General features: G+C 67.3%; 5 protein-coding genes. All 5 read left to right on the top strand.

What is annotated here, in order from left to right:
• Positions 1-354 precede the first annotated feature (354 nt).
• The 5 genes from U9980_RS02715 (at position 355) to cimA (ending at position 5,786) form a co-directional block, all read left to right on the top strand.
• Positions 355-1,392, top strand: a complete 1,038-nt coding sequence (locus tag U9980_RS02715) for a 3-isopropylmalate dehydrogenase (protein WP_322750867.1) — start codon at positions 355-357, stop codon at positions 1,390-1,392.
• A gap of 233 nt (positions 1,393-1,625) precedes the next feature.
• Complete coding sequence (gene ilvE / locus U9980_RS02710; protein ID WP_322766533.1) at positions 1,626-2,555, top strand: branched-chain-amino-acid transaminase; 930 nt, start codon at positions 1,626-1,628, stop codon at positions 2,553-2,555.
• A 149-nt stretch (positions 2,556-2,704) separates the two neighbouring features.
• Complete coding sequence (locus U9980_RS02705; RefSeq protein WP_322750865.1) at positions 2,705-3,091, top strand: cyclic nucleotide-binding/CBS domain-containing protein; 387 nt, start codon at positions 2,705-2,707, stop codon at positions 3,089-3,091.
• 126 nt (positions 3,092-3,217) lie between these two features.
• Positions 3,218-3,895: a Crp/Fnr family transcriptional regulator gene (locus tag U9980_RS02700; protein WP_322766532.1), complete on the top strand. Its 678-nt coding sequence runs from the start codon at positions 3,218-3,220 to the stop codon at positions 3,893-3,895.
• 259 nt (positions 3,896-4,154) lie between these two features.
• Positions 4,155-5,786 carry a citramalate synthase gene (gene cimA, locus U9980_RS02695; protein WP_322766531.1) on the top strand — a complete coding sequence of 544 codons (1,632 nt, stop codon included), beginning with the start codon at positions 4,155-4,157 and terminating at the stop codon, positions 5,784-5,786.
• The last annotated feature ends 98 nt before the right edge of the window (positions 5,787-5,884 follow it).

The raw sequence follows: 5,884 nt of genomic DNA, 5'->3' as shown, positions 1-5,884 counted from the left end.
ATCGGGGAGGCTCGTGGATGGGATTTCTTCGAGGATCATGCGCCGTTCACCCCTTTGTGTCGTCGCATGCTGTATCGGTTCGTCGGTGTGAGGTTCCTATCATCGTTACTCACGCAACGTACCGTCGTCTGACCGGTTGTGACATGTGATCGGTGGACTGTATGTGATGATCATGATTATGTCCGACGTGTCATCCTGCGTGTCGCGAAGTGTCTTCCCTGCTCAGGGGCACACTGCTCGGCAGCCGGGGGTCACCGCCGGGTCGGTGAGGAGCGGTGGGGTCCGGGCGGGCCCCGACCAGTGGCGGCGGGGGGTGACGATGCCGGTTCACGGTGCCGGTTTACAGTCGCGCCCATGAGGCTTGCGGTTATCGGCGGGGACGGCATCGGACCAGAGGTTGTCGCGGAGGGGCTGCGCGTTCTGCGCGTCGTCGAGCCCAAGGTGGAGACGACCGACTATGACCTGGGCGCGCGCCGCTGGCACGCCACCGGCGAGACCCTGCCCGATTCGGTGCTCGACGAACTGCGTGAGCACGACGCCATCCTGCTCGGGGCCGTCGGTGACCCCACTGTGCCCAGCGGTGTGCTGGAACGCGGGTTGCTCCTGCGGTTGCGTTTTGAGCTCGACCACTATGTGAACCTGCGCCCGGTGCGGCTCTACCCGGGTGTCACCACGCCGCTGGCCGGCGAGCCGGACATCGACATGGTGGTGGTGCGGGAGGGAACCGAGGGCCCGTATGTGGGTGCCGGCGGCACGCTGCGTCGTGGCACACCCTTCGAGGTGGCCACCGAGGAGAGCATCAACACCCGTTACGGTGTCGAACGCGTTGTTCGCGACGCGTTTCGCCGGGCCCAGGCCCGCCCCCGCCGGCGGCTGACGCTTGTCCACAAGACCAACGTCCTGACCAGGGCCGGCGACCTGTGGCTGCGTACGGTCGCCGATGTCGCCGGCGAGTTCGCCGACGTGGCGGTCGACTATCAGCATGTGGACGCCGCGTCGATGTTCTTCGTCACCGATCCGGGACGTTTCGACGTCGTGGTGACCGACAACATGTTCGGCGACATCCTCACCGACATCGGCGCTGCGATCACCGGGGGTATCGGGCTGGCGGCCAGCGGCAACCTCGACCCGTCCGGGGCGCATCCGAGCATGTTCGAACCGGTGCACGGCAGCGCTCCCGACATCGCCGGGCAGGGGATCGCGGACCCGACGGCCACCGTGATGTCCGTCGCGATGTTGCTGGAACACCTGGGCCGTGTCGACGACGCGGCCCGGGTCGAGGCCGCGGTCGCCGCGGCGCTGGCCGACCGGTCCCGGCGGGCCGCCGGTCACGCGGGCCCGGCGCCCACCCGTGCGGTCGGCGAGGACTTGGCGGCCCGGGTCGCCGGGTAAGAACCGATTGAAGGCCCCACTGCCGGAGCAGCGTCCGGGCCAAAGGGCGCGCGACGATCGTCAGATCGCGCGCCCGGAGGCCGAAGTCCCCGGAGCAGCGTCCGGGCGCTATCCTCGGAAGGGCCGTAGATCCGGTACGACGGCAGCCGACGGGGCCTGACCACGGCGAAGATCGGCACGATCGTCACTTGTCCGGTCGCTCTAAGTTCCGTCGCCCACGCCTGGAGTCACACATGGCCATTACACCGACGTCAAAGATCTGGATGAGCGGTCAGTTCGTCGACTGGGACGATGCCCGCATCCACGTCCTCAACCCGACCCTCCACTATGGCTGGGGCGTCTTCGAGGGCATCCGCGCCTACTCCACCGCGCACGGCAGCGCCGTGTTCCGGCTGACCGACCATGTCGCGAGGCTGTATCGCAGCGCCAAGATTTACATGATGGAGCCGCAGTACAGCCAGGCGGAACTGATTGCGGCGATCAAGGAGACGGTCGCGATCAACGAGATCGACGCCTGCTACATCCGGCCGCTGATCTACCTCGGATATGGCGAGATGGGCCTGAACCCGCTGCCGTCCTCGATCGAGGTGATGATCGCGGTTTGGCCGTGGGGCGCCTATCTGGGTGATGACGCCGGCGAGAAGGGCGTCCGGGCCACAGTCTCGACCTGGCGTCGCAATGACAACAATATCATCCCGCCGGCGGCCAAGGCGTCCGGGCAGTACCTCAACTCGTCGCTCGCCAAGGTCGCGGCGCTCAAGGCCGGTTATGACGAGGCCATTCTGACCAGCCCCAACGGACATATCGCCGATGGCTCGGGCGAGAACGTCTTCATCGTCGCGGGCGGAATGGTGATCACGCCGCCGCTCAGCGACGGTCCGCTCGGTGGCATCACCCGGGCGTCGATCATGCAGATCGCCGCCGACCAGGGCTACGAGGTCCGCGAACAGCACATCGTGCGCACCGACCTGTATCTGGCGGACGAGGCCTTCTTCACCGGGACCGCGGCCGAGATGGTGCCGATCGTGGAGATCGACGACCGACCGGTCGGAACGGGCCGACCTGGGCCGATCACCCGCGAACTGTTGGAGCTGTTCCACCAGGCGACCCGCGGGGAACTCGACCGCTACAAGATCTGGAACGAACGCGTCCACGACGCCTGAGGTCCGACAGTCGCCACCCGCCACCTGCCACCCAGTGCCCGTGTCTCGCCACGCTGAACACGCGATGGTCTGGTCATCAGCCTCCGCTGCGCCTAACGTCTCCTGTCACGTTCTCGTTTGACACGTGCACAAGCTCCAGGGAGACCGTGATGCGGGTTTGCGACGGAATGAGCGCTCTGGTTCTGATGATCGGGCCTGAGCATACCCTGCGTCAGGCGGCGCGGCTTATGGCCGCCCGGAAGGTCGGCGCGGCCATTGTGCACGACGTCGATGGCCAGGGATATGGGATTCTCACCGAACGTGATGTTCTGATGTCCGTGGCGGCGGGCCAGAACCCCGATGCCGAGCGGGCCGGCGATCACATCACCCGTGACGTCGTGTTCGCCGATCCCGACTGGTCCCTGGATGAAGCGGCCGCGGCAATGCTGCGTGGCGGATTCCGACACCTGATCGTCTGTGCGGGCGGCGAGGTGGCCGGAGTGCTGTCCATGCGAGATGTTGTGCGTTGCTGGAGCGTCCAGCGTTCTACTGTTTAGCTACCAGTGTTCGGCAGTTTGATCAACTGGTGCTAGCGGCAATTTTTTCGCTCCACCGGCGCACATCACTGCCAAAGTGGGGCGGCGGTCGCCCACAATTCCCGACATTGGCGCTACGGTCTCGGTGTGCAGGAGGAAGAAGCGGTCGCGCTGCTCCGAGCGACCACGTTGCTGAAGGAACTGGACGAGCCGGCTCTGACGCGCCTAGCCGCACGCTCTGTCGTGCGCCGGTATCGCCGCGGCCAAGTTGTCTTTACTGAAGGTGATCCATCTGACACGTTGCTTGTAGTGGCCTTCGGGCGGCTGAAGGTTCTGACAACCGCCGACGACGGTCGCGACCACGTTCTCAACATCGCAGGCCCAGGTGACACCCTCGGCGAGCTCAACATCGTCGAGGCCGGTCCGCGCTCGGCCAGCGTCGAGGCGCTGGAGCCCAGTGAGGCGCTGGTCCTGGACCGTGCGGCCGTGTGGGAGCTGGTGCGGGAGCGGCCGGCCGTCGCCGAGCAGCTCATCCGAGCGCTGGTCGCCCACGTCCGCCGCCTGACCGGGGCAAACGCAGACCTGGTCTTCCTCGACCTGCCCCGGCGGGTCGCCAAGCTGCTGCTGTTGCGGATGCGGGAGTCCGGACGTCCGCTGATCGAGCTGGGCCTGACCCAGACCGAGATCGCATCCCTGCTCGGTGGCTCGCGCCAGTCGGTCAACCAGGCCCTGCGGGACTTCGAGAAGCGGAACTGGATTCTGGCCGAAGGACAGACGATCACCATCCTCCAGGTTGAGCGCCTGCGCCGCTTTGCCGGCGACTGATGTCGGCAGGGTCTCGGCAGGGTTTCGGCAGGGTAAAAATCTGACCGTAGGGCCGGCGACGCCGTAAAGTGGGCGGTCGGCGGTGAACCTGCCCTCGTCGCGCGTACCGGCTGCTCACCCATGCCGCCGGACGCGTGACACCCAGAGTGGCCAGGGCAGTGGCCCGCCAGAGACCCGGGGACTTCGGCCTCCGGCGATGCGAGAAGAACCACGATCGCATCGCCTTTGGCCCTTTAGATCCGCCAGTGAGAGGCGCGTTGTGCTTCCAGACGACCCAGGCTCCTTCCACGTCTATGACACGACGCTGCGTGATGGGACCCAGCAGGAGGGCCTGTCGCTGTCGGTCGGCGACAAGCTCGCCATAGCCCGCCACCTCGACGACATTGGCGTGGGTTTCATCGAGGGCGGCTGGCCCGGGTCGAACCCCAAGGACGCCGAGTTCTTCCGCCGCGCCGCTACCGAGCTCCGTCTGGACCACGCCACCCTCACCGCGTTCGGCGCCACCCGCCGTGCCGGGCGCACAGCCGCCGACGACCCCCAGGTCGCAGCCTTGCGCGACGCCGGAACCGACGTCGTCTGCCTGGTCGCGAAAGCCGACCGCCGGCACGTCGAGCGGGCCCTGCGCACCACGCTCGCCGAGAACCTGGCGATGATCCGGGACACGGTGACGCATCTGCGTACCGAAGGTAAGCGGGTGTTCGTCGACGCCGAGCATTTCTTCGACGGCCACCGGGCCGATGCTGATTACGCCCTGGAGATGGTCCGGGTTGCCGCGCAGGCCGGCGCCGAGGTCGTCGTCCTCTGCGACACCAACGGCGGCATGCTGCCGACCCGGATCGGTGAGGTTGTCGCCGCCGTGCGCGACGCAACCGGTGCGCGCCTGGGTATCCACTGCCACAACGACACCGCCTGCGCGGTCGCGAACACTCTCATCGCGGTCGAGGCCGGGGTCACTCACGTCCAGGGGACCGCCAACGGCTACGGCGAGCGGTGCGGCAACGCCGACCTGTTCAGCGTGGTCGCCGGGTTGGAGACCAAGTTCGGGCGTCCGGTGCTGCCCACCGGGAAACTGCGCGAGCTGGTGCGGGTCTCGCACGCCATCGACGAGATCACCAACCTGGCCCCCTACAGCCACCGCGCGTATGTGGGTGCGAGCGCGTTCGCGCACAAGGCCGGGCTGCACGCGAGCGCGGTCAAGGTCGACCCGGACATGTACCAGCACATCGATCCGGCCGTGGTCGGCAACGACATGCGGATGCTGGTCTCGGAGCTCGCAGGCCGCGCCACGATCGAACTCAAGGGCCGGGAACTGGGGCTGGACCTGTCCGGCCAGCGCGAGGCCCTCGGGCGGGTCGTCGACCTGGTCAAGGAGCGGGAAGCCGCCGGTTACGCCTACGAGGCGGCGGAGGCATCCTTCGAACTGCTGCTGCGCGACGAGATCGAAGGCGAGCGGCGCTATTTCACCCTCGAGTCGTGGCGCGTGATCGTCGAGCGGCGGCCCGACGGGGAGGTCGTGAGCGAGGCGACCGTCAAAGTGGTCTCCCGCGGCGTGCGGCACGTGTCAACGGCCGAGGGCAACGGCCCGGTCAACGCCCTTGACCGAGCGTTGCGGGAGGCGTTGGAGAAGGGCTACCCGGGCCTGGCAGACCTCGACCTCGTCGACTACAAGGTGCGCATCCTCGACGGCAGGTCCGGCACGGGCGCGGTGACCCGGGTACTGGTGGAGACCAGCGACGGCCGCGACCGGTGGGACACGATCGGCGTGGACGAGAACATCATCGCCGCGTCCTGGGAGGCGCTGGCGGACGCCGTCACCTACGGTCTGCGCCGCCAGGGCGAAGGCGTCGAGCGCGAAGGCGTCGAGACTGATGGTGCCGCGCGCGAAGCGTGACCGGTGGCATGAGTAACGGTATGTCAGGTTCTGGCACACGTCGAGGATGAACATCCTGAAGGTCATGAATTATTAGCATGGGTCCCGTCCGATCATGA

It is taken from the genome of Protofrankia sp. Cr1, assembly GCF_963555865.1.
In the GTDB taxonomy this organism is placed as follows: Bacteria; Actinomycetota; Actinomycetes; order Frankiales; family Frankiaceae; genus Protofrankia.
The sequence above is the reverse complement of the archived record's forward strand: the minus strand, read 5'-3'. Positions and strand labels throughout refer to the sequence as shown.

Coding starts and splice junctions, on each gene's coding strand:
- U9980_RS02715 (WP_322750867.1), top strand. CDS start 355: ATGAGGCTTGCGGTTATCGGCGGGGACGGCATCGGACCAGAGGTTGTC.
- ilvE (WP_322766533.1), top strand. CDS start 1,626: ATGGCCATTACACCGACGTCAAAGATCTGGATGAGCGGTCAGTTCGTC.
- U9980_RS02705 (WP_322750865.1), top strand. CDS start 2,705: ATGCGGGTTTGCGACGGAATGAGCGCTCTGGTTCTGATGATCGGGCCT.